Here is a 20369-nt window from a genome sequence, read left to right as displayed (position 1 = left end):
CAATAAGATTACCGATGAAAACGGGAAATGTACCGATTAACTTATTAAAAACAAACATAATTGTAGAACGCCAATTAAAAACCCGCTAATAAATCCCCACCAATTAAATACTTTTAAAATTGGAGTATTTTTTTTAATATATATTTCAATTTGTTCAGCAGACAAATTATTTAGATAGCTTTGAACAGTACTTTTCAATTCGTACTTATTTAAAATTTTATCTGCATATTCATTTATTAATATTGGAAAGAGCGTTTTAATTTCATCAATAAAAATATTTTTTAATTCATTGATGAGCCTGTCGCTGATAAACATTGATAACATGGGCATTTTTTCAACCAACTTCTTTCTTAAAAAATCATCAATTGCTGTTTCTGCTGCAGGTAACATAACACTAACAATTTCAGGCGACGATATTTTTGCTTTGATGTCATTCAAGGGAAATTGCTCAGCAATACGTTCAGCTAATTGATTGGCCAATTCTTGTTTTTTTTTAGGTAAAATACCTTGAAATGAAAAGAAAATAAATTTTTTAGGTTGATAGGGTTTAAAAAGTAATCTTAACAAAATAGTATTTAATATCCAGCCAATTAGGCCGGAAATAACTGGAAGCAGGTAATACCAATGCATAGGATGCATAATAAGGTTTTCAAAAATAAAGCCCACCTAATTTGTATAGGAGGGCTTTGAGGGAGAACGATGGGTCTCGAACCCACGACCTACAGTGCCACAAACTGTCGCTCTAACCAACTGAGCTACGCTCTCCGTTTAATGGGCAGCAAAAATAAGATAATTCAGCATTTTTCAAAGCAAATTTTTAAATAATTAAAACTTTTCGATTACAAAACCTTTGTTAATAGGGAAACGTTACTTTTATCACAGTTGTAATTCATGTATTTTTGGAGATTAATATGAAAAATTTTTTAAACTTTATGAAGACTCCTAAAGGAATTGTTGTAGCATTACTAATTTTATTTGGTGTTTCATTTGTTGCATTTACTACATTTAAAGCTAAGAATGATTTAACCATTACTCAAAAGCAGCGACTATTAGTTGGCATTGGCCAATTGTTGGAAAATGAACATTACAGCCCACAAAAAATTAATGATTCTTTTTCTGTTAAAGTATTTAATAAATATTTAACCGATATCTGGGCAGATGATGATAAAAGCATTTTTCTACAAAAAGATATTGAGTCATTAAAAAAATATGCTACTACAATAGATGATGAAATTCATGGTACCATGCCAATTTCATTTGTTCCTGCGGTTTCAACCATTTATAATATGCGTGTGGCAGAAACAGTTGACTTGTATAAGTCAATACTTTCTAAACCCTTCACCTTCACTTCTAATGATTCTATTGTAACAAATGTTGATCAGCTTGATTTCCCTAAAAATGAAGCCGACAAAAAAGATCGTTGGTATAAAAAACTAAAATACATTACATTAACGCGTTATTATGATTTGCAAAATCAACGCGAAAAAGCCACTGTTGACTCCATCAAACATAAAACCGATAAACAACTAGAAGAGGAAGCCAGACAAAGTGTACTGCGTACTGAAAATAAAATTTTTGAAAGAATAAAAGTAAAGTTTACAGATGATGAACGTTTCAACTTATTCTTAAATACCATTTGTAATTTAATGGATCCCCATACTGATTACTTTCCGCCCATTGAAAAACGTGAATTCGATGAAATGATGAGTAATCGTTTTTATGGAATAGGTGCACAACTAACCGAGTCTGATGGAAATATAAAAATTGTGAGCATTCAAAACGGTGGTGCTGCATGGAAAAGCGGCCAATTAATGGCAAATGATATTATTTTAAAAGTAGGACAAGGTAATGCCGAACCTGTTGATATTACTGGCTATGACGTTACAGATGCTGTTAAATTAATTAGAGGCGATAAAGGAACAGAAGTTAGATTAACTGTTAAACATCCTGACGGAAGTATTAAAGTAATATCATTAATTAGAAGCGAAGTGGTTTTAGATGAATCATTTGCTCGTAGCCTTGTATTAAATCAAAACGGTAAAAAAATTGGTTACATCTATTTGCCTGAGTTTTATGCTGATTTTGAGCGCGCTAATGGATCACGCAGCTCAGATGATGTTGCAAAGGAAGTGAAGAAATTAAAAGAACAAAAAGTAGATGGCATTATTTTAGACCTTCGCTTCAATGGAGGTGGTTCATTATATGAAGTAGTGCAGATGGTTGGTTTGTTTATTGGACAAGGACCTGTTGTGCAGGTGCGTGATAAAGATGGTAATTCAACCGTATTAACCGATCGTGATAACTCAATTCTTTATGATGGTCCATTAGCTGTGATGATTAACGAAGGTAGCGCATCAGCAAGTGAAATTTTTGCAGCAGCTATTCAAGATTATAAGCGCGGCATCATTATTGGAAGTCGCTCTTATGGAAAAGGCACTGTCCAAAAAAATGTACCACTAGGTAAACCATTAGATAATTATTCAGGTAGAACGGAATATGGTGCAGTAAAATTAACCTTCCAGAAATTTTATAGAATTAATGGTGGTTCCACTCAGTTAAAAGGCGTAACTCCTGATGTTGTTATCCCAGATTTGTACGATTATATGAAGATGCGTGAAAAGGATAATCCCTCTGCCTTACCTTGGGATGAAATAGCAAAGGCTACTTACCAAACCTGGCAAGACAATTATGATAGAAATGCATTAATTCAAAAAGAAAATGCAGCTATCCAAGCCGATACAATATTTACACTAATTAATACTAATACCAAATGGTTGGCTCAAAAAACCGATGCGCCTGTTCAATTAAATTACCAAATATTTAAAAAAGATCAAAAGCAAATTGTTGCAACAGCTGAGCAGGATAATAATTTACTAAAATTAAAATCACCTATGGATTTGCAAGTATTGCCACAAGATAGAGATACATATTACAACAATCCAGATACTGCAAAAGGAAAGCGTTATCAGGACTGGTTAAAAGATAGAACCAAGGATATGTATATTTATCAGTCGGCAAAAGTGGTGAACGATATGATAGAGGCAGGTAAAACCCAAACAGCCTGGAAGCGCCACTAAACTTCTATAAACCTTACAAAAAGAAGACCCGCAATGGTCTTCTTTTTGTATTACTGCCATAAATAAATGTACTTGTTTTGTAAGAATTGCTTAATCTTACATTTGCAATTGAATTCATTATACTATGTTGGGGAATGAAAAAAAATGGTATGCTATTTATACTAAATCTCGAAGTGAAAAAAAAACAGATAATTTATTAATTCAAAAAGGAATTGAAAGTTGGTGTCCAACACAAAAAGTAGAAAGGCAATGGACAGATAGAAAAAAAATTATTGACATTCCAATTTTTAGATCATATGTGTTTGTTCACATCAATGAATCTGATAGAATTTCGGTACTCGAAACAAATGGTGTAATAAATTTTGTAAAATATTTAGGTAAACCTGCAGAAATTCAAGAGGAAGAAATTAAAACTATTAAAAGTTTTCTTTTAATGCCCGACGCTACTATACAAGTTACAGATGCTAAAATATTGAGAGAAAAAAATAGGGTAAAAATTAAGGCAGGCGTTTTTATGGATAATGAAGGTGAAATAGTTCGTTTGCGTAAAAAAAAAGTATATGTTCAATTACAAACACTTGGTCAGGTAATGGTGGTAGAATTCCCTATTGAACAATTGTTACCCATTTAATTTACATTTATTCAAAATAATATGTTTAAAAAAATTAAGTTATTTCTGTCAGACGTTGATGGCGTAATGACTGATGCCGGAATGTATTATACCGAAAGTGGTGATGAATTTAAAAAATTTAATACCCATGATGGAATGGGGTTTAATTTACTCACCAAAGCTGGTGTAAAAACAGGTATTATTACAACGGAGTACACTAAAATAGTTGAAAGAAGAGCTGCAAAACTGAAAATTGATTATGTATATCAGGGGCGTGGCTTTGAAAACAAATTGGAGGCGGCTAAAGAAATTTGTTTAAAAGAGGGCATTAGCCTGAAAGAAGCAGCCTATATTGGTGATGATATTAATTGTATTGAATTATTGAAAGAAGTAGGCATTTCAGCATGCCCCGCTAATGCAGTTGAGCAAGTTAAAAATATTAAAGGCATTATTCATTTGGAAAAAAAAGGTGGTGAAGGAGCAGTGAGAGAATTTATTGAAATGCTTTTTAAACAAGGGTTAATTGAAGATAATAAATAATGAATACTCAACCGCCTATTACTTTTGCATTGTTGGGCTGTGGTAATATAGGCCATATACATGCCAATTTAATTCAACAGGTTGGATTACTTAAAGCAGTTTGTGATATTGATGCTGCAAAAGCGAATGAGTTTGCAGACAAGTATCAATGTCAATCATTTACATCTGTTACACAGCTGCTTGAAAATAAAGATTTGCCCCAAGTGTTAGTGATTTGTACGCCCAATGGGTTACATGCGCAACACGCAAGGCAAGCTTTAAATGCCGGTATGCATGTACTTGTTGAAAAACCAATGGCATTAACAGTGGCAGATTGTAGACAAATGATTGAGGCAGCCAAATTCAATAATAAAGTATTGATGGTGGTAAAACAAAATCGTTTTAATCCACCTGTTTTAGCTGTAAAACAATTAATCAATAACCAAGTCTTAGGTAAAATTTATTCCATTCAATTGAATTGTTTATGGCACCGCAATGTTAATTATTATAAAGGAAGTAATTGGCGAGGTACTTTGAAATTAGATGGAGGTGTTTTGTTTACACAGTTTAGTCATTTTATTGATGTGTTGCTTTGGTTTGTACAAAGTAAACCTACTACTGTTCAAGCATTTGCTGCTAATATGGCCCATCAATCCATTACCGAATTTGCCGATACAGGAATTGTAAATATTCAATTTGCCAATGGTACCTTGGCAGGTATACACTACAGCACAAATGCCTATGGTAAAAATGCAGAAGGTTCTATTTTAATTAATGCTGAAAAAGGCATTATTAAAATAGGCGGTACTTATTTAAATGAAATAACTTATCAAAATTTAAGTGAAGGTGATTTACCTGTTCCTAAAACAATTCATTCAGCCAACCAATATAATGGATATCAAGGTTCAATGCGCAACCATGATAAAGTGTATGAAAACTTCTTGCAATTGTTGCTGCACCAAAACTCCCCTTTCATTACAAATGAGGAGGCATTGAATACAGTAGATTTTATTGAAAAAATACATAAAGCCATACAGGTAGGCAAGAACTTAGCCTAAGTACCTACTTTTATAATTGCTAAGAGTTAATGTTGTTAAGTTCATCATTCATGTATGATAAGAATTAATTTTATAAAGTGTAAAACCACTTAATAGCCATGTTAAATGAATTTAAAAAAGTAGGTATTCATAATGTGCATTTTGGAAAAAATGTTCGGGTAATTGAACCCTGCAATTTGTATAATTGCTTTATTGGTGATGATTGCTTTGTTGGCCCATTTGTGGAAATACAACAAAACGCCGTAATAGAACACGATACTAAAATTCAATCGCACAGTTTTATTTGCGAAATGGTTACCATTGGTCATCATTGTTTTATTGGGCATGGTGTAATGTTTGTAAATGATGTGTTTACAAATGGTAAACCCGCCGGTGGTAATAGAAGTTTGTGGAAAAAAACTATTATTGGCAATTATGTAAATATTGGGAGCAATGCCACTATTTTACCGGTTAACATTTGTGATGGTGCCGTAATTGGTGCCGGTGCCGTGGTTACGAAAAATATTGAAGTGCCAGGTGTTTATGTTGGAAATCCGGCCAAACTTTTAATGCCAATACCTTAACTTTAAATACTTTTTTTACAGCAATCCTTTAAGTACATGTTATCAATTTTCTCCAAAAAAAAAGTATTAGGCAATTTTGAATTCATTGGAACTGATTTACATAATCATATTATACCAGGATTGGATGATGGTGCCCAAACAATGAATGATTCAATTTATTTGTTGCAAGGATTAGAAGGATTAGGTTATAAAAAAGTAATTTGTACACCACATGTTTTAGGAAATATATATCCAAATAACCCTTCTACTATACTTCCTGCATTTAAACTTTTAGAACAGGCTATTAAAGAAAAGAATTTAAATTTAGAATTAGAAGCAGGTGCAGAATACATGGCTGATGAATTTTTTGTTGAAATGGTTCAGCAAAAAAAATCGTTACTAACCTTTAGTAACCACAAATATATTTTAATAGAAATGAGTTATTTGGCTACTTCTCCCTACTTAGAAGAATGTGTATTTCAACTAATTTTAGATGGGTACCAACCCATTTTAGCACATCCTGAACGGTATAATTATTATCACAAACAACCCGAAAAATATGTTTTGTGGAAAGAAAAAGGTTGTTGGTTGCAATTGAATGCACTATCATTAACAGGTTATTATGGGAAACATGTAAAACAAGCTGCAGAAAAACTTTTAGAAGCTCAGTTAATTGATTTATTGGGTACGGATATGCATCATGCGCAGCATTTAGAGGCCTTACAATATTTGTGTACTACCAATAATTATAGACTATTAGCTCAATACCCACATTTTAAAAATAATTTACTTTAAATTTCGTTTCCCCAAATCCATTTTACTTGTTTTTGGGCATTCAATCTGTTGTCAAAAATTTTATCAAGTAATTCCTTGCGCATTCTTGTAAAATCTTCTTTAAAAGGGGTGTTGAATAAATGTGCAGTTAAATCTAAGTAATCCTGAGGGGTTTTAGCAATATGACAAAGGGATTCTAGGCCTGTTCCGGCAATACATTCAGGGTTTACTATGCAATGTCTTCCGTTAAATAAAGCATTCAATAGTTTCAGCTTAATTCCTGCTTCACTTTTTCCATAAACAACCAAAATGTGTGCTTTGGCAATCATGTCCTGCATTTCTTTTTCAGAAGGATTTTCAACCAAACAACAATTGCTATACTTATGAACTTTCTTTTGAAGGCGCAGCGATGGGTTTTTCCCCGCCACTACGAAAGGAATATCGTTTTTACTAAACACATGCTCAATCAACCAGAATACTGCTTCTTCATTAATGGCAACACTTAAATCTGCTTGGAATAAACAATAACTTCCAATGGGTGAAAGTTGTGTAATACGCCATGAATCTGGCAAATAAACGGGTAAATAATCAATGTTATTATAATACAGTTTTTCTTTAAAATATGCTACATCTTTTTGGGTAACTGCCCAAAAGGCATTTGCGCTTTTGTTTATACTTGATTCATATTTTTTGAGTAAGAAACTTTCCCTTAAATAATAAATTTTATCAAAGAAAGAATGGGTAGTATTGGCTAATTCTTTATAGTATATGTGTTCTACATTGTGTAATCGTAAATATTTTTTACGCTTTGCAAAACGCGCATCATTTAATAAAAAGGTTGTATGAATACCTTCCATTAAAATGGGGAAATCATCTTTTAATAGGTTCTGCGCAAGTGCTTCATTCATTCGGCTGCTAACTATATAAGGCAAATGGAAACAAAATGCTTTATGGCCGGTTAAACGTGGATAATAGTGAACTGAGGCACAATATTTTTCAAGTATAGGTTGCTCCTGATTATTATAGACAAAGCAATGTAAATGTATCTGTACACCCTCTTTTTGCAAAGCAGGTAATTTATAAAATAGGTCAATTAAACCGCCATATTGCACAGGGTAGGGAATGGTAAAATCTATGATATGCAAATGTTTCTCCAAAAACTTAATAATTTAAACGATTCATTTTGCCAGTTTAATATTTCACGGGCAGCATAACAGTTTTGCTGCAGTTGCTTATACAAAACAGTATCATTTAACAATTTGTTCATTGCTTTTGCTAATGAGTTTTCATCAGTGCTGTTAATGAGATATGCCACTTTGTATTTTTCTTGAACGGCAGCATAAGCTGGGAAATTGACACAAATTTGCGGTATACCGGCCATTATGTAATCAAAAAAACGGTTGGCCAATGAATTTATTTGGTTAAAGCCGGTTGCTTCAAACAAGGTTAAGCCAAAATAGGCAGTAGGTGTTATGTTTTTCAGTTGTTCAGGCAAAGTAGGCCCCAATAACTTTATTTTGTGTGACAGGTTATTTATTTCTATCAATGATTTTACTTCATGTAAAAAATTGCCTGTACCAACTATCCATAATTCGGCCTCTACTTGTTGCATGGCTGGTATTAGGGTTTCAAAACATCGCCCATGATTTACAGCACCCTGGTATAAAATTATTTTTGTGTCATTAAGTGTATTAACCGGAAGGAATTCCGCCCGAATAGGCAGGTTTTTAATAACCTGATAATTTACGCCAAAATTTTTAAAAAACGCTGCTGCTATAAATTCATTAACCGTATAGCCATGTTGGTATTGGGGTATGCAATACCGCTCAATGCTTTGCCAAATTCTATGAATGTTTTTTCTGGTAACAATTTCCTTTTGCTCAGAAAAATACTCATGTGCATCATAAACCCTTTTCACACCCTTTAATTTTGAATACCATAAACAGGGTAAGATGGTATCTACATCTATTGCACAAATAGCATCCATTTTTATAGGTAACAAAAAAAGGAATAATCTAATGTTGTATTCTGCATAAAAAAATACTTTTTTATTGAAATAGCACTTGATTAAATGGGTTTTGTAAGGAGTATTTTCGGGTAAAGGGTGGTGTGGTATTTTTCTCCCAACTAAATGAATTAAGTATCCATTTTGTGCCAAACTGCTACATATACGATGCATACGTTGATCGTAGACAAGTGAATTAGTGACAGTAAAGTAAATTTTTGTCAATTTAATGGGATATGTCTGGTGAGTGACAAATATAATTTTGAAAAGTTATCTGAACCTGAAAAATGGGTAGCTTTTATTTAAAAAAATACCTTTAAAAACATAATTTAGATAAAGCTTTCGTAAAAATTAGAAAATTATTATTACCTTCGCCGCCATATTATAAAAACAACAAAGAAGTAAAAAAGAAACTGAGATGCCACTTACAAAAGAAAAAAAAGCTGCTGTTATAACCCAGTTCGGCGGTAAAGCTACAAATACCGGTTCAATTGAGGGTCAAATAGCATTATTAACCGAGCGTATTGCTCAAATTAGCGCTCATTTGCAAGCAAACAAAAAAGATTATTCTACCCAGCGCGGTTTAATGCAATTAGTTGGTAAAAGAAAACGCTTACTGGCTTATTTGCAAAAAACTAATTTAACTGGGTATAGAGCATTAATTGAAAAATTAGGGCTTAGAAAATAAAAAAATCATGTTATTGAAAGCTATTCCTGACTGTTTATTTTCGGTTAGGAATAGCTTTTTTTAGAAGCAGTGCCACGCACTGCATTTTCATTCATATATTGCCATTTATTTGCATGCCATTAACTAAACTGGCCGACTAAATTTCAATACAAATTATTCAATGTATTATGTTGTCACAACCTATTCAAGTAAGTTTTAATTTACCCAGTGGTGCTGAGGTAGTTATAGAAACAGGAAAATTGGCTCGCCAGGCTGATGGTGCTGTTACTGTTCGTCAAGGTAACTGTATTTTATTAGCTACAGTAGTAGCTAATAAAGAGCCAAAAGAAGGCCAATCATTTTTTCCATTAAGTGTTGATTATCAAGAAAAATTTGGTTCTGCAGGCCGTATTCCAGGTTCATTCTTTAAAAGAGAGGGACGATTGAGTGATTATGAAGTATTGATTTCTCGTTTGGTTGACCGTGCTTTACGCCCATTATTCCCTGAAGATTATTTTTGCGATGTACAAGTATTAATCACTCTTATTTCTTCAGACCCCGAAGTCATGCCCGATGCTTTGGCATGTTTAGCAGCATCTGCTGCATTAGCAGTTTCCGATATTCCAATTAAAGAAATAATTTCTGAGGTAAGAGTAGGCAGGGTGAACGGACAATACATCATCAATCCTACGCGTACAGAATGTGAGCAGGCTGATATGGATTTTATTGTTGCAGCCACTGAAAAGAATTTGATGATGGTTGAAGGGGAAGCTAAAGAGTGCCAAGAAGAAGATTTAGTGAAGGTGTTAGAGTTAGCACATAATGCTATTCGCGTACAAATTAATGCTCAACAAATTTTACGCGATAAAAAGGGCGTTACAGGCAAAAGAGATTATCCTAAGCCTCCTTCTGATGAAAATGTTCAACAAAAGGTAGCTGCATTTTGTACCGATAGAATTAATGAAATAGCTCGCAGTGCAAGTAGTAAAGAACAAAGAACGGACGCTTTTGCTGAATTAAAAAAAGCATTAATAGAAAGTTTTGGCGAAGAAGTTGACGACACAACAAAATCATTGGCCAAAAAATATTTCGATGATTTACAATGGGAATTAGTTCGGAACATGATTTTAGATGAGGGAAAGCGTTTAGATGGCAGAACTTTACCACAAATAAGGCCTTTGTCAATGGAAGTAGACATTTTACCTTCCCCGCATGGTTCTTCATTGTTTACTCGTGGTGAAACACAATCACTTACAACTGTTACTTTAGGTACTCCTTTAGATCAATTGCTCATAGAAAGTGCGGCTAAATCAGATTACTCAAAATTTATTTTACATTATAATTTCCCACCTTTTTCAACTGGTGAGGTAAAACCAATGCGTGGGCCTGGTCGTCGTGAAGTGGGGCATGGAAACTTAGCAATGCGTTCTTTAAAACAAATGATGCCCGGTAATGAATATCCCTATACTGTTAGGGTAGTTAGTGATATTTTAGAATCAAACGGTTCATCTTCCATGGCAACTGTTTGTGCAGGCTCATTGGCTTTGATGGATGCAGGCGTGCCAATACCTAAACATGTTAGTGGCATTGCAATGGGCTTAATAACAAGGAATTCTGATAAAAAATATGCCATTTTAACCGATATTTTGGGTGATGAAGATCATTTAGGTGATATGGACTTTAAAGTAACCGGTACTCGCGATGGTATTTGTGGGGTACAAATGGATATTAAAATAGATGGGTTAAGTATGGAAGTAATGCGTGAAGCATTACATCAGGCCAAAGTTGCCCGTTTACAAATTTTGGAAGTAATGTATGCAACTATTCCTGCAGCACGTCCGGAAGTTAAACCGCATACACCACGAATGGAAAAAATAATTGTTGACAAGGAATTTATTGGTGCCATTATTGGCCCAGGTGGAAAAGTAATTCAGGAATTACAACGAGAAACCAACACCACCATCAATATTGAAGAAGTAGGAAATACTGGTGAGGTAAGTATCTTCTCTGTAAATAAAGAAGGGTTAGATAAAGCTGTGGCTAAAATAAAAAGTATTGTAATGGTGCCCGAAGTAGGAGAGGTATATGATGCTGTTGTAAAAGGGGTGAAAGAATTTGGTGCATTTGTAGAGTTCTTACCCAAAAAAGAAGGCTTATTGCACATTAGTGAAATTAGTTGGAAACGATTGGAAAATTTAGATGGTGTTTTGAAAGAAGGAGACAAATTAAAGGTTAAGTTAATTGGTATTGATAATAAAACCGGTAAATTTAAATTAAGTCGAAAAGTATTAATGCCTAAACCTGAACCAGGAAAAGGGGATGATAATTCCAACAAATAAACACTTGGTTTTAAAATGAAATTATAAAGCTGTTTACTAATACATTGGTAAGCAGCTTTTTTAACGAATACCCAATATTGAGTAATGAACTATGTACAACTAAAAATAAAAGTTTCAGGAAATGAAGAACTGACTGAGTTATTAATCGCTCAATTGGCTTCAATGGGTTTTGATGGCTTCGAAGAAAGTGGAGGCTTTTTAATGGCATATATATCACAAGAAAATTATAATGCGGAATATGTAGGCGTTCTACTTAATGAGCTTACTGTTCCTCATGAAGTTCACTCTGTTTCCCAACAAAATTGGAATGCAAAATGGGAAGCTAATTTTTCACCCGTTATAGTTGATGATTTTGTAGCTATTAGGGCTAATTTTCACACACCTATCACAACTACACAATATGAAATTGTAATTACTCCAAAAATGAGTTTTGGTACAGGACATCATGCCACTACATACCTTATGTTGCAGTTAATGGCATCTATTGACTTTCAACAAAAAAGCGTCTTCGATTTTGGTACCGGTACAGGAATATTGGCTATTATGGCTGAAAAGTTGGGTGCAACTAAAATTTTAGCAGTTGATTGTGATGAGTGGAGCATAGCAAATTCAGCCGAAAATTTCGAAATCAATCATGTTAAAAATTGTACCCTTCTGCAATCCTCAACGGCTAATATAAATGAGCAGTTTAACATTATACTTGCTAATGTTAATAGAAACATTATTTTGGAGAATTTGCAATATTTTGTCAATAGTATTTCTGCAAATGGCTTACTTTTATTAAGTGGTCTTTTGGTTACAGATGTTTCTGAAATTGAAAATGTTTTGAAACAAACAACAAAGTACACATTACAAAGACTAATTGAAAAGGATGGATGGGTAGCCATGCAATGGTGTGCATAATTTTTTCAATTTTTTTTCGTTTTCAGATAATTGTAAAATTTAAAAAAGGTAAATTATATTTGATATCCCAATTTCATTGTTTGTAAACTATTGTACACATGCAATTACGAGGTTTACTTACAAAACTTGAATACGAGATTACATGAAAGAGATTATTCTTATCATAGCAGCTTATTTAATTGGTTCAATTCCTACTTCTGTTTGGGTTAGCAAACGTTTTTTTGGTATTGATATACGTGATTATGGCAGTGGTAATGCTGGTGCCACTAATACTTATCGTGTGTTGGGTAGCAAATGGGGAACTTTTGTAATGATTATTGATATGCTGAAAGGGGTAGTGGCTACCTCATTATACATTTTTTTTCCGGAATATTTAAATAATGAATTACATCGTACTAACCTAATGATTGGGTTGGGTTTGGCTTCAGTTGTAGGGCATATATTCCCTATTTGGGCTAATTTTAAAGGAGGAAAAGGGGTTGCCACTTTGTTTGGTATGGCACTAGCTATTCAACCCATTGTTGCGGTTAGTTGTGTTGGTGTATTTTTATTGGTGTTATACTTAACCCGTTTTGTTTCATTAAGTTCTATTTTGGCAGGAATTGCTTTTATGGTATTTATTCTTTTTATTTTTAATGAGAAAGAAACTTTATATCGCATTTTTGCTGTAATAGTAGCCTTGATGATAGTGCTGACGCATCAAAAAAATATTACACGCATTATTAAAGGCACGGAAAGTAAAGTGCCCATTTTAAAGCATCGCGATAAGCGCAAGAAAAGAAATGGATAATATTTCTTAATGAATTGATTTTTTTCTCCGTTATTTTCATTCTTTACGTTTAATTTAAAGCTTAATAAGTGTTGAATTTTCGGCATTGTTTTAGTTGTTGCATATTTGAATTCATTGAAAAATTTTAAAACCATTTAAATATATGTTTGCTAAAATGGGTAAAGGACTATTTGTGTTTTTTTCTTTATTACTTGTTTTGGGTTGTAGTCGAAATACAATTACCGGAAGGAGTCAGTTAAGTTTAGTACCTGAAAGTGAAGTTCAATCAATGGCTGTTACACAGTATAAATCATTTTTAACTTCTAATAAGGTTGTTCCTTTAACAAATAAGGATGCCGAAATGGTTCAGAGGGTTGGTAAACGTATTGCTAATGCCATTCAAAAATATTACACTGAACATGGTGAACCTAATGCATTAAAAGATTATCATTGGGAATTTAATTTGGTTGAAAGCAAAGAAATAAATGCTTGGTGTATGCCTGGAGGTAAAGTAGTTGTATATACAGGAATATTACCTATAACACAAAATGAAACTGCATTAGCTATTGTTTTGGGGCATGAAATAACACATGCTGTTGCCGGTCATGGTCGAGAGCGCATGAGCCAACAATTATTAGCACAAGGCATTGAATTAGCAGGCAATGTAGCATTATCTAATAATGATCAGGCTGTTAATTTGTTTAATCAGGTATATGCACCAACAGCACAGGTTGGGGTTTTATTACCCAATTCAAGAAAGCAGGAATATGAAGCCGACCACTATGGATTGATTTTTGCTGCCATGGCAGGCTATGATCCGAGAGAAGCAATTCCATTTTGGAAACGCATGGAAGCTTTAGGCGGTACTAAACCTCCTGTTTTTTTGAGTGATCACCCAGCAGATGCAGATAGAATAAAAAAATTGGAAACATTAATGCCTGAGGCATTAACTTATTATAAACCCGCCAGCAATTAAAAAATAGTTGAGGTAGAGGTATTAAATGAAAGAAATTAGATTGAAGTTTGAAAAAATAAACTCAAACCAATAAATTTCATTATCTTTGCAAATCTATTCATCTCCCAATTACATCACCTGAAATTTGTTTTAGGCATGTCTAATCTGAGTTTATTTGAAAAATTAGCTATCAACAACGAAAGGACAATTCTCATTCAAGGTTTGCCCTCATCTATTGAAAAGCAATTTGTGAAATTATCTTATGCCAAAAATGTAACTCCGTTACTAAAGTCAAAAAAAGTTGATTTTGCATTGATTTTCTCCATTAATGTATGTCAATTAACCTCAATATTAAAAGAGGTTTTGAGTGCATTACATGCCGAAAGTAAATTATGGATTGCTTTTCCAAAGCAAACAAGCAAAATTGTGAGCGATTTAAATAGGGATTGCAGTTGGAATTGTTTAACAGAAAAAGGTTACGAAACTATCGATCAAATTGATATCGATCATGTTTGGTGCGCCATGCGTTTCAAACGTAACAACAATAATGTTACACCTGAAAATGTGATAGTGGAAACTGTTACTGTAATTAATAATGCACCTTCTGTTGCTGAGGGAAGAAAGGAAACCAAAAAAAGAATTGATTTTGATAAAAATTTAGTTGTGCCACCGGCTGAATTAGAAAAAATTTTCACTAAGCATAAGAAAGCGAAAGAAATTTTTGCTGCCCTGCCTTCAACGCATCAAAAAGAATATGTGAATTGGATAGAAAGTGCAAAAAGGCAAGATACAAAACAACGCCGCCTGGAAGTAGTCATCGAAAAATTAATGGCAGGTAAAATGAATCCACAAGAGAAATAATATATATGTCATTTATTAATGTAGAAATAAAAGCAAAATGCTTTCACCCAAAAGAAGTGGAAGCATTTTTGTTAAATAATAATGCTTATTTTAAAGGTATTGATTATCAGAAGGACACTTATTTCAATGTAGCAAATGGGCGTTTAAAATTACGTCAGGGCAATATTGAAAATAATTTAATTTACTATGAGCGGTCCAATAATGCTGAACCTAAACCTTCTTATTTTCAATTGTATCCGGTTAATGAATCGGGTGTTTTATTAAATATGTTAAGCAGAGCGGTTGGCAAAAAAGTTGTGGTGGAAAAGAAACGTAAAATATATTTTATTGATAATGTTAAGTTTCACATTGATGAGGTTGAAGGTTTAGGGTTCTTTGTTGAAATTGAAGCTAGTAATTTAATGCATCCCACTAAAACGGAAGCCGAACTTAATGAACAATGCAATTATTACATGAATGCTTTGAAAATAAATAGGGATGATTTAATTCATGTTAGCTATAGTGACATGCTTTTGGAGAGGGTTTAACCCTTTTCTTGTAGCAGTTACTTTAAAATAACAGTACCAATTTGTTGTGTCAGCTCTTTTTCAATTTGTTTAAGGTGTTTGTGTACTTCAATTAAACGCAATTGGTCAGCTAAACTAGCGTTTTCCATATCTTTCTGATTTTGATGAAACATTTTTTTAATCTTTCTTAGTTTAAAATAATTTACGCTTAACATTACGTCTTGATGAGCTACATCTCGATTAGTTATATTTAAGCCTTCAATTTTCTCATCCCATTTTTGACTAAGTTCATGGGGAGATACTGTTGCAGCAATTACTAATTGGCGTATACTGCTATTTTCATGATACAAAAATGTTTTTTCGGTGGGATGTTGAGCCTGTGTATAAAGTGATTTGTATTCATTGAAAATTTGAAGAATTAAATTGTTTTCAATTTCAAAGTTTTCAATTTCATGGAAAATAAAGTCGGCCATAGTGGTATCACCTTCCCATTTTTTTAAACCATGTTCTAGAAGTGCTCTTAATAAATTTCTTTCATGAGGTTCATCTTGCTGTACTAAACTATTAAAGTCTGTTTCAGTAGGTATATTATTTTTTTCAGTTGCAATTGTATTGCCGGAATTATTTTTCTTTTCTGCTTTAGCTAATTCATTTCTTTTGTAGGTATTTATCAAATTATACAATCCCGCCTCATCAACATTTAATATAGCTGCACTTTGTTTTACATATTGTTGCTGTTTTGAAAAATCTTCAGCCTTATTAATTTTACTAAGCGTTTCTGCAATTTGGTTAACAACTACATTCTTTTTTGTAACATCATTTCCTGCTTCTTTTAAAAGAAGCTCTAATTGAAAAATGATAAAATCTTTCTTGTTTTCTGCAATAAAGGCTTTGAATGCATGAGTGCCTAATGCACGTACATAGCTATCAGGATCCTCGTTATTGGGAATTAAAACCAGTTTTACATTTAGGCCTTCTTCCAAAGCCATATCTAAACCTCGTAAAGCAGCTTTTATTCCTGCGGTATCGCCATCGTATATAATTGTTAAATTATCTGTGTATTTTTTAATGTTTCTTAATTGCTCTACTGTAAGTGAAGTTCCACCACTGGCAACAACGTTCTCAATACCTGCTTGGTGTAAACTAATAACATCTGTATAACCTTCAACTAATAAACATTCATCAGCTTTATCAATTGCCTGCTTGGCAAAATAAATACCATAAAGCACTTTACTTTTTACATAAATTTCATTTTCCGGGGTATTAATATACTTAGGTGCTTTATCATTTTTACCAATAATTCTTGCACCAAACCCAATAATTTTTCCGGTATTATTATGTATTGGGAAAATGATACGGTTTCTATAATTATCAACCCATTCATCACCATTCTTTTTTACTAAACCCGTTTTTATTAGTAAATCGGGATTGAATTGTTGTTGTAATAAATGATATGATAATGTGTTTGTAGCAGAAGGATTATATCCTAATTGAAATTGTTGTATTGTGGTATCAGAAAAACCACGCTCATATAAATAAGTTAATGCAATTTTTTTTCCCTCATCGGAATTCACTAATGCGTTACTAAAAAATTTTTGTGCATTTGAATTAATAATATAAAGGCTATCCGCAGTTTGTTGTTGTTGGGTTTGTTCAGGACTTATTGCTGTTTCTTCAATTGGAATTTGATATCTTTCTGCCAACCATTTTAATGCTTCAACATAACTTAGTTTATTATGTTCCATTAAAAAAGTTATGGTGTTGCCACTTTTACCACAACCAAAGCACTTGTATAATTCTTTAACCGGAGATACGGTAAATGAAGGTGTTTTTTCATTATGAAATGGACAAAGACCTAAATAATTGGCACCCCGCTTTTTTAGTTTTACGTAATCGCCAATAACATCCAGAATATCAATTCTGTTTTTAATTTGCTCTATGGTTTGTGGAGAAATCATTTGTTTTGAATGTACGAATATCTGTAATTTAAGATAGTTTTAAAATTATTTGTAGTTTAGTAGCTTTAAAAAAACTAATATTATATGTTGAAGAAGGAACGCCAGGCTTATATTTTACAGCAAATTAACATACACAATAAAGTTTTATCCTCTGACCTTAGTGTGCAAATGAATGTTAGCGAAGATACAATTCGCAGAGATTTGCAGGAACTGGATGAAGAGGGAAAGTTAACCAAAGTACATGGTGGGGCTTTATCCAAAGCATTTCATTTTACATTACAAAACAACATTGTTTATCAACAAACTGAAAAAAGAATTATAGCACAGAAAGCTATATCACTTTTAAGAGATGGCATGTTTGTTTTGCTTTCAGGCGGCACAACAATTGTAGAGATGGTAAAGATTTTACCCAAAGAATTAAATGTAACATTTATTACAGTTAGCTTACCTGTTGCATTAGAACTTCTGAATCATCCCAATAGTCAAGTAATTTTTTTAGGAAATTTGTTATCCAAAAATGCACAAATTGCCATTGGGGCAGAGGTTGTTAGTAGATTAAGTCAAATTACCGCAGATATTTGTTTTTTAGGAACTAATAGTATTGATGTAGAAAAAGGAATTACAGACTTAGAATGGGAAGTAATTGAAGTTAAGCGTGCTATGATTAATAATGCATTGCGAACAGTTTCCTTAGCCATATCAGAAAAAGTAAATACTACACAACGTCTTCAAGTTTGTCATTTGAATGCAATAGATACTTTAATAACTGAATTAGATCCGTCGGACCCTCGTTTATTTCGGTATAAAGAAGCCGGATTGCAAATCTTATAAGCACTTCTTAGTGTATTTAATCTACTATTAAAACGGTTCAATTTGCTTTTTTTTGCGGTTTTTTATCGCAAATGTCATTTTTTGCCGATTTTTATTTTTTTATTAAAAATTTGTTTGTAATTATGTGTTGCCGATTAAATTGGCAATTATGTTGCGGCTTTCTTATGTTATGAAAATTTAGATTGCAGTATTTTGCATTTTTATTTAAAAATAACTAATAATCCACAACTTAATTTAGGCTTCAAAACCAATAAAATTGCTTAAAAATTTGCTTATGAGAAAATGCAAAGGCTTAATTCTGCTACTTATGTTTGTATTGGGTATACAATATTTGTATGCGCAAACACAAACCATTTCCGGGAAAATTTTAGATGCCGAAAAGAAAACCCCAATTCAGGGTGTTTCTGTAAAAGTGGCCGGAACAAATATTGCTACACAAACCAATGAGGAGGGCGTGTTTGTAATTAAAGCTGTTAAAGGGCAAACATTGGAAATTAGCCATGTTGGCTTTGCTCCGCAATCAATTAAGGTTACGGGAGAGCGCATCAATTTAAGTTTGAAAAGTGCTGCTGCCGATTTGGATGAAGTGGTGGTAGCAATGGATATTAAACGGAAACCCAGGGAATTAGGATATTCAGTGCAAACTATTTCGGGAAAAGAAATTGCAGAAACGCAACGCGAAAATTTTGTTAATAGCTTACAGGGTAGGGTAGCAGGTTTAACTATAACACCTACCAACGGACAGGCAGGTGCATCTTCCAGCATTGTTTTAAGGGGCTTTAATTCAGCTTCTTTAAGCAATCAACCCTTATTTATTGTTGATGGAGTTATAGTGGATAATTCAACTTTCAATGAAACCTCAAATGGAGGTTCCGGAATAGGTTTGGCTTCTGATAGGCCAAACAGAAATAATGATTATACAAATCGCATTGCAGATTTAAACCCCAGCGATATTCAATCAGTTACAGTATTGAAAGGACCTGAAGCTACAGCATTATACGGAAGTCAGGCTAGTTCTGGAGCTATAGTAATTACTACTAAACGTCCCAATATGAATGGTCGTTTTGCAGTTGCATATGATAATAGTTTTAGAATACAAAGGGTAAATCGTTTTCCTAATTTAAACAACAAGTATAGTCCTGGTGCAAACGGGTTGCCTCTATTCAATTCTTTCACCTATTTTGGCCCGTCTTTACCTTCCGATACCAAAACCTATGATAATATTCATAATTTTTTTAAAACAGGTTTTGCGCAGGCACATAATTTAAGTGTTGATTTTGGTAAGAAAGATGTAGGCTTTCGTTTTTCCAGTGCTTATTTCGACCAAGATGGTGTTATTCCAAACAATACATTCAAACGTATTAATTTACGCCTTTCTAATTATACAAAAATTAATAAATATATTGATTTTAATCCGACCATTAGTTACATCAATACTATCAACGATAAACCTATTCGGGGAGCAGGAGGCTTTTTACTGGATTTATATGCCTGGCCTACAACCGATAATGCGGCTAACTATTTAGATAAAACGGGGAATAAACGTTTATTATATGCTAATACCTATAATTCTGAATTGGTTGACAATCCATTTTTTAGTGTAGCAAAGAATCATAGTCAAGATAAAACTGATCGCTTAGTGAGTACTTTAGGAGTTAATATTCATCCTTTTTCATGGTTAAATATTGCAGGGCGATTTGGATATGATACTTATAAAACAAATGGATATACCTTTTATCATCCTGAATCAAGTTTGTTAACGCAAGCTACCGGAGGTTCATTGGATAATTATTATTTAACTTACAAAGGTTACAATCATACTATTACCGCTACAGCCAATAAAACAATTAAAGATTTTTCATTTCGAGGAATGGTAGGTACGATGTGGCAAGATTATGAAACATCTGCATTTGCTATTACCGGAAGTAGGTTAATTGATTCAACAAGTACTGATAGTAGTAATACATCTCCCGGTACTCGCATTAGGCTATTACG

The 20369-nt window shown here is 33.2% G+C and carries 19 protein-coding genes and 1 tRNA gene; 15 read left to right on the top strand and 5 right to left on the bottom strand.

Annotated features, from left to right (window positions below):
- Positions 1 to 36 precede the first annotated feature (36 nt).
- Together ACP5P5_RS01615 and ACP5P5_RS01610 are read right to left on the bottom strand one after the other, a co-directional pair.
- Positions 37 to 639 carry a DUF445 domain-containing protein gene (locus ACP5P5_RS01615; RefSeq protein ID WP_428284373.1) on the bottom strand — a complete coding sequence of 201 codons (603 nt, stop codon included), beginning with the start codon at positions 637 to 639 and terminating at the stop codon, positions 37 to 39.
- Between the two features lie 52 nt (positions 640 to 691).
- Positions 692 to 765 (bottom strand) — tRNA-His (locus ACP5P5_RS01610).
- Positions 766 to 932: 167 nt separating this feature from the next.
- Between ACP5P5_RS01610 and ACP5P5_RS01605 the strand changes: the two genes are divergently transcribed.
- The 6 genes from ACP5P5_RS01605 (at position 933) to ACP5P5_RS01580 (ending at position 6601) form a co-directional block, all read left to right on the top strand.
- On the top strand, positions 933 to 3077 hold the full coding sequence (locus tag ACP5P5_RS01605; RefSeq protein WP_428284372.1) for a carboxy terminal-processing peptidase: 2145 nt from the start codon (positions 933 to 935) through the stop codon (positions 3075 to 3077).
- A gap of 124 nt (positions 3078 to 3201) precedes the next feature.
- Complete coding sequence (locus ACP5P5_RS01600; RefSeq protein ID WP_428284371.1) at positions 3202 to 3708, top strand: UpxY family transcription antiterminator; 507 nt, start codon at positions 3202 to 3204, stop codon at positions 3706 to 3708.
- Between the two features lie 21 nt (positions 3709 to 3729).
- Entirely contained in the window at positions 3730 to 4227 is a 498-nt protein-coding gene (locus tag ACP5P5_RS01595; protein ID WP_428284370.1) for a KdsC family phosphatase, read from the top strand.
- Positions 4227 to 5264: a Gfo/Idh/MocA family protein gene (locus ACP5P5_RS01590; protein WP_428284369.1), complete on the top strand. Its 1038-nt coding sequence runs from the start codon at positions 4227 to 4229 to the stop codon at positions 5262 to 5264. The genes ACP5P5_RS01595 and ACP5P5_RS01590 overlap by 1 nt, the downstream gene beginning before the upstream one ends.
- Before the next feature lie 98 nt (positions 5265 to 5362).
- Positions 5363 to 5827 (top strand): acyltransferase, encoded by a 465-nt coding sequence (locus ACP5P5_RS01585; protein WP_428284368.1) that lies wholly within the window; start codon positions 5363 to 5365, stop codon positions 5825 to 5827.
- A 36-nt stretch (positions 5828 to 5863) separates the two neighbouring features.
- Complete coding sequence (locus ACP5P5_RS01580) at positions 5864 to 6601, top strand: tyrosine-protein phosphatase (protein WP_428284367.1); 738 nt, start codon at positions 5864 to 5866, stop codon at positions 6599 to 6601.
- Here ACP5P5_RS01580 and ACP5P5_RS01575 read toward each other — a convergent pair.
- Complete coding sequence (locus ACP5P5_RS01575) at positions 6598 to 7737, bottom strand: mannosyltransferase (protein ID WP_428284366.1); 1140 nt, start codon at positions 7735 to 7737, stop codon at positions 6598 to 6600. The two genes, ACP5P5_RS01580 and ACP5P5_RS01575, sit on opposite strands and share 4 nt — an antisense overlap.
- Positions 7713 to 8759, bottom strand: coding sequence for a glycosyltransferase (locus ACP5P5_RS01570; protein WP_428284365.1), 1047 nt, complete (start codon positions 8757 to 8759; stop codon positions 7713 to 7715). The genes ACP5P5_RS01575 and ACP5P5_RS01570 overlap by 25 nt, the downstream gene beginning before the upstream one ends.
- 244 nt (positions 8760 to 9003) lie before the next feature.
- On the opposite strand from ACP5P5_RS01570, the gene rpsO reads away from it, so the two are divergent.
- From rpsO to ACP5P5_RS01535, 7 genes are all read left to right on the top strand, one after another.
- Positions 9004 to 9273 (top strand): 30S ribosomal protein S15, encoded by a 270-nt coding sequence (rpsO, locus tag ACP5P5_RS01565; protein ID WP_428284364.1) that lies wholly within the window; start codon positions 9004 to 9006, stop codon positions 9271 to 9273.
- A 167-nt stretch (positions 9274 to 9440) separates the two neighbouring features.
- Complete coding sequence (gene pnp, locus ACP5P5_RS01560; RefSeq protein ID WP_428284363.1) at positions 9441 to 11591, top strand: polyribonucleotide nucleotidyltransferase; 2151 nt, start codon at positions 9441 to 9443, stop codon at positions 11589 to 11591.
- Between the two features lie 84 nt (positions 11592 to 11675).
- Entirely contained in the window at positions 11676 to 12494 is an 819-nt protein-coding gene (gene prmA, locus ACP5P5_RS01555; RefSeq protein WP_428284362.1) for a 50S ribosomal protein L11 methyltransferase, read from the top strand.
- Between the two features lie 142 nt (positions 12495 to 12636).
- Positions 12637 to 13284: a glycerol-3-phosphate 1-O-acyltransferase PlsY gene (plsY, locus tag ACP5P5_RS01550; RefSeq protein ID WP_428284361.1), complete on the top strand. Its 648-nt coding sequence runs from the start codon at positions 12637 to 12639 to the stop codon at positions 13282 to 13284.
- Between the two features lie 142 nt (positions 13285 to 13426).
- Positions 13427 to 14239 (top strand): M48 family metallopeptidase, encoded by an 813-nt coding sequence (locus ACP5P5_RS01545; protein ID WP_428284360.1) that lies wholly within the window; start codon positions 13427 to 13429, stop codon positions 14237 to 14239.
- A 135-nt stretch (positions 14240 to 14374) separates the two neighbouring features.
- A complete protein-coding gene (locus ACP5P5_RS01540; protein ID WP_428284359.1) occupies positions 14375 to 15079 on the top strand; it encodes a YdeI/OmpD-associated family protein in 705 nt (234 codons plus the stop codon).
- A 5-nt stretch (positions 15080 to 15084) separates the two neighbouring features.
- A complete protein-coding gene (locus tag ACP5P5_RS01535; RefSeq protein WP_428284358.1) occupies positions 15085 to 15606 on the top strand; it encodes a class IV adenylate cyclase in 522 nt (173 codons plus the stop codon).
- Positions 15607 to 15623: 17 nt separating this feature from the next.
- Here ACP5P5_RS01535 and dnaG read toward each other — a convergent pair whose 3' ends face one another.
- Entirely contained in the window at positions 15624 to 17543 is a 1920-nt protein-coding gene (gene dnaG / locus ACP5P5_RS01530) for a DNA primase (protein ID WP_428284357.1), read from the bottom strand.
- An 84-nt stretch (positions 17544 to 17627) separates the two neighbouring features.
- On the opposite strand from dnaG, the gene ACP5P5_RS01525 reads away from it, so the two are divergent.
- Together ACP5P5_RS01525 and ACP5P5_RS01520 are read left to right on the top strand one after the other, a co-directional pair.
- Complete coding sequence (locus ACP5P5_RS01525) at positions 17628 to 18374, top strand: DeoR/GlpR family DNA-binding transcription regulator (protein ID WP_428284356.1); 747 nt, start codon at positions 17628 to 17630, stop codon at positions 18372 to 18374.
- A 274-nt stretch (positions 18375 to 18648) separates the two neighbouring features.
- A partial coding sequence (locus tag ACP5P5_RS01520; protein ID WP_428284355.1) for a TonB-dependent receptor plug domain-containing protein occupies positions 18649 to 20369 on the top strand: 1721 nt, incomplete at its 3' end.

Origin of the sequence: Hydrotalea sp., from assembly GCF_049968455.1 — a bacterium.
In the GTDB taxonomy this organism is placed as follows: Bacteria; Bacteroidota; Bacteroidia; order Chitinophagales; family Chitinophagaceae; genus Hydrotalea.
Note: the sequence above shows the minus strand (reverse complement) of the source record. Positions and strands in the feature narration are given on the sequence as shown.

Excerpts from the sequence above, each read along its gene's own strand:
- ACP5P5_RS01585 (WP_428284368.1), top strand. The coding sequence starts at position 5,363 with ATGTTAAATGAATTTAAAAAAGTAGGTATTCATAATGTGCATTTTGGA.
- ACP5P5_RS01615 (WP_428284373.1), bottom strand. The coding sequence starts at position 639 with ATGCATCCTATGCATTGGTATTACCTGCTTCCAGTTATTTCCGGCCTA.
- ACP5P5_RS01545 (WP_428284360.1), top strand. The coding sequence starts at position 13,427 with ATGTTTGCTAAAATGGGTAAAGGACTATTTGTGTTTTTTTCTTTATTA.
- ACP5P5_RS01580 (WP_428284367.1), top strand. The coding sequence starts at position 5,864 with ATGTTATCAATTTTCTCCAAAAAAAAAGTATTAGGCAATTTTGAATTC.
- ACP5P5_RS01535 (WP_428284358.1), top strand. The coding sequence starts at position 15,085 with ATGTCATTTATTAATGTAGAAATAAAAGCAAAATGCTTTCACCCAAAA.
- pnp (WP_428284363.1), top strand. The coding sequence starts at position 9,441 with ATGTTGTCACAACCTATTCAAGTAAGTTTTAATTTACCCAGTGGTGCT.
- ACP5P5_RS01540 (WP_428284359.1), top strand. The coding sequence starts at position 14,375 with ATGTCTAATCTGAGTTTATTTGAAAAATTAGCTATCAACAACGAAAGG.
- plsY (WP_428284361.1), top strand. The coding sequence starts at position 12,637 with ATGAAAGAGATTATTCTTATCATAGCAGCTTATTTAATTGGTTCAATT.
- dnaG (WP_428284357.1), bottom strand. The coding sequence starts at position 17,543 with ATGATTTCTCCACAAACCATAGAGCAAATTAAAAACAGAATTGATATT.
- ACP5P5_RS01590 (WP_428284369.1), top strand. The coding sequence starts at position 4,227 with ATGAATACTCAACCGCCTATTACTTTTGCATTGTTGGGCTGTGGTAAT.
- ACP5P5_RS01605 (WP_428284372.1), top strand. The coding sequence starts at position 933 with ATGAAGACTCCTAAAGGAATTGTTGTAGCATTACTAATTTTATTTGGT.
- prmA (WP_428284362.1), top strand. The coding sequence starts at position 11,676 with ATGAACTATGTACAACTAAAAATAAAAGTTTCAGGAAATGAAGAACTG.
- ACP5P5_RS01570 (WP_428284365.1), bottom strand. The coding sequence starts at position 8,759 with ATGCATCGTATATGTAGCAGTTTGGCACAAAATGGATACTTAATTCAT.
- ACP5P5_RS01600 (WP_428284371.1), top strand. The coding sequence starts at position 3,202 with ATGTTGGGGAATGAAAAAAAATGGTATGCTATTTATACTAAATCTCGA.
- rpsO (WP_428284364.1), top strand. The coding sequence starts at position 9,004 with ATGCCACTTACAAAAGAAAAAAAAGCTGCTGTTATAACCCAGTTCGGC.
- ACP5P5_RS01595 (WP_428284370.1), top strand. The coding sequence starts at position 3,730 with ATGTTTAAAAAAATTAAGTTATTTCTGTCAGACGTTGATGGCGTAATG.
- ACP5P5_RS01525 (WP_428284356.1), top strand. The coding sequence starts at position 17,628 with ATGTTGAAGAAGGAACGCCAGGCTTATATTTTACAGCAAATTAACATA.